Origin of the sequence: Coleofasciculus sp., from assembly GCF_046539235.1 — a bacterium.
Taxonomy (GTDB): Bacteria; Cyanobacteriota; Cyanobacteriia; order Cyanobacteriales; family Coleofasciculaceae; genus Coleofasciculus.
The window spans coordinates 1-3,588 of sequence record NZ_JBKHHI010000553.1; the positions used below are offsets into that span (position 1 = coordinate 1).

Annotated in this window: 1 protein-coding gene; it reads right to left on the reverse strand. The window is 47.5% G+C overall.

The annotated features are described in order from the left end of the window. Positions 1-175 precede the first annotated feature (175 nt). Positions 176-3,520 (reverse strand): response regulator, encoded by a 3,345-nt coding sequence (locus ACLFWI_RS28415; protein WP_446415720.1) that lies wholly within the window; start codon positions 3,518-3,520, stop codon positions 176-178. Positions 3,521-3,588: the final 68 nt, after the last annotated feature.

Below are 3,588 nucleotides of genomic sequence, written 5' to 3' on the forward strand. Positions count from 1 at the left end.
GTCATTTAGTCGGGGCGGGTTTAGTTACATCTGGATGTAACCCAAAAGATAGTAGTGAAACCCGCCCCTACATATAACGTTCCAATTGCTTCCCCATCTCCCCTATCTCCCCTATCTTCCTCATCTCCCCCTGCTTCTGATAACTGCTCACTGATAACTGATAACTTTCACCTGATTAAGAGGGTTGCAATTGTGGCTGTTTTGACTTATCCTGATTCAAAATTTGTTCGATCGCACCTAAAAATTCTTGTTCCAGATAAGGTTTGGTGAAATACGCATTTGCCCCTAAATGCCGTGCTAACCAGCGATGTTTATCGTTACTGCGGGAGGTTAACATCACCACCGGAACCTGGGAAATCTGGGGATCTTGGCGACGCTGACCCAGAAATTCAAACCCGTTCATGTTGGGCATTTCAATGTCACAAACCACTAAATTAACCGCTGAACTTTGCCGCAATTGTTCCAGCGCTTCTCGTCCATCTCGTGCTTGCAATACCCGACAGCCGGATCGTTCTAAAGTGAGGGCGAGGGTTCGCCGTAATGCTGCGGCGTCATCCACGACTAATACAGTGGGGGCTTTCGCGGTTGGCGCTTTGTCATTCGTGTGAGCAGTACGAGACTCGCTCATGCTCACAAGAGTGCGGTTGCTGGATGTAATCGAGATTGACTGACTACTTTGACCCAAAAGCTGATCCATTAACACAGCGCCGTCAATCACGGGGATTAAACTGCCGTCCCCTAAGATAGTACAACCGTAAGTAAAACTAGGAGGCGCGATCGCACTGCCAAAAGGTTTAATCACTAATTCCTGTTCTGTCACCAGGCGATCAATTTCTAGGGCGAGAACATATTGATCTTGACGCAAAACCAGCATCGGTAACGCCCAATCTGTCGGTGATGGAACCGAAACCAACGCCTGACTGGGACAGGTTTCGGGTAAGGGACAAGCATAGTCCAATAAATCCGTTAACCGATAGGTGGGGACAATTTGACCGCGCCAGCGTAAAAATCGCTGTTCTCCGGTGGTTTTTACCTGATTACCTTTGGGAATGACAATTTCTTCTACACTGTCTGAGGGTAAAGCCAACGCGGTGGAACCAACGAAACAGACGAGTAATTTACCAATGGTGAGGGTCAAAGGTAGACGTAAGGTAAACGTTGTCCCCACGCCAGGGGATGAATTAACCGAAATCGTCCCTTTTAAGGAACGCATCTGCGATCGCACCACATCCAATCCTACCCCTCGCCCCGACAATTCACTCACTTGTTCTGCTGTAGAAAATCCGGGTTCAAACAGGAATTCAAATAATCGATTCGGCGTCAGCGTCGTCAGTTGTTGCGGTGAAACAAATCCCATAGCAACCGCCTGTTGACCAATGCGTTTAGTATTCAATCCTTGACCATCATCTTTGACCTCAATAACGGTTTGACTGCCTTGGTGATAGGCGCGAATTTCAATTTGTCCAACTTCAGGTTTACCCTGCTGACGCCTCACCTCTGGCGATTCAATTCCATGATCAAAGGCATTGCGAAGTAAATGCATTAGCGGATCATAGAGTTTTTCTAACGCCGCTTTATCTACCAGAACATTCGTCCCATTCAGTTTCAAATTAACCGATTTTTCATACCGAGTAGACAAATCTCGGATCACACGGGGATAACGATTGAGAACCTCACCCAAGGGCAACATCCGCGCCCACATCAACTCATCCCGTAAACTGGTCAGCATTTGCCGTTGCTGTTCCAGAGTTTGATCCGATTGCTTGGCAAATAGGGCAACATCATCCACCGATTCTTCCACCTGCACCATATCTTCAATAAGTTGTTGCAGTCGAGAATTGAGGATACTATAGTTATCTAATTCCAGGGAATCAAACTCTTCGGTGCGACTGACAAATTCCGTCAGTTGATTCAGCAGGGCGATGTTGATCTGGGGGTTATAACGTTCCGGTGAAATCAGCATTTTGTCTGAGAGTTCCCGCAAGTTACCCACCATGCTTTGCACTCGGCTAAATCGCTCTAATAACTCTCGCACAGATCGTTGTAGTTGCTGGTGTTGCAGGGATAACCCATTCCGGTTAATCGCTAACTCACCCACCAGGTTATTCATGCGTTCTAGTCGTTCCGAGTCAACCCGCACTGATAGGTGAGGTGTTGCTGGTTCCTGTTTAGATTTAGAACGTTTCGGCGATACCGATTGATGTTCTTGGTTCTCGGATGTGGGTTGGGCAGAGGGATGAGTGGCAGAGAGTTCACTCGAACCCCGTTTTGAGGGAACCAGACTATTAGAGGTAACGGCGGGAGTTGCATCATCACTCGCCGCAGGTGCAGGCAGATCCTCAACCGCAGGCAATTCCTCAAACACGTCTCCGATGGATGCGATCGCGTCTTCCAGGGTTTCTGGTGCAGGTATACTTAGACTCGATGCCGATGCTGCTGTTAATTCCTCCTCCGGTTCTGGTTCTACTTCTTGTTCCTGACTGGTGTCGGCTTCTACTTCCCCAAAAACATCCTCTAACGAAGGAACCTCATCTTCTAAATCGGCTAAAAGCGGTTCAGCATCAGTATCCAAAAACGAAGGAGACAGCGATTCCTCGGATGCTGGGAAACCTAACCCCCCAGCTTCCCCCAGAAGGGCGGGTTTAGTTAAGTTATCGGTTTGGCGCCGTAAGTTATCCGTCAAACCCGCCCCTACACCCCCTGCTTCTCTATCAGGGGTCTCATCTGATTCCGCCGCACCTGCTAAGGCGACTAACTCAGGCGATGGTGTACCCCCTTGGCTGCGATCGCCATTTAACACCGCCAGTCTACCTGCGTCAAAATCAGCTAGGGCGAGTTGAGTAATCTCTAACGCCTTGTCTGGGTGGGCATTTAGCGCCGTAATTGCCGTGTTTGCGATCGCGCCAAATCCGGGTAGATTTAAAAGTTCGGCAAACCCCGAAAATACATCCGCTTGCGCCCGTAATTCTCCGGCTACCGGATGATGTTCTGGATCTGCCACCACCTGAGACAGTAATTCCAATCCTTGTTCCACATCCACTTCAAAGATGGATAATGCCATATCCACCCCTAATTCTGATGAACTGGGGATAAAATTATCTGCCTGAGTTAACGCATCACCTAATCGTGCTTCAATCTCAGCAAAAATTGGTTCCGCAATCGCTAAGGCTTGCTCTTGATCAAACTGATTTGTAGCAATTTGCTCCATCAACGGCAGACGCAAACAGTCATAAGCTTGTAGCAATTGACTCTCTAAGTCTGTATCAATTTCAACCGTTTCGTTGTAGAGTGCCTTAAAAATATTTTCCAGGCGATGAGCGATGGTCTTAATCGCATCTAATTCTACACTCGCCGCACCTCCTTTTAATGAATGAGCAGATCGCATAATTCCATGAACATTTGCCGTGCTTCTATCTAGGCGAATTTTAAGCAAACCGGCTTCAATATTCTGAAGAAGTTCCGGTGCTTCTTCAATAAAAAATTGATAGGCTTGATCGCGAATATCGGGGTTGAGTGTCATTGGTCATTCGTCCTTTGTCATTTGTCATTCGTCATTTGTCATTTGTCATTTGTCATTCGTCATTTGTC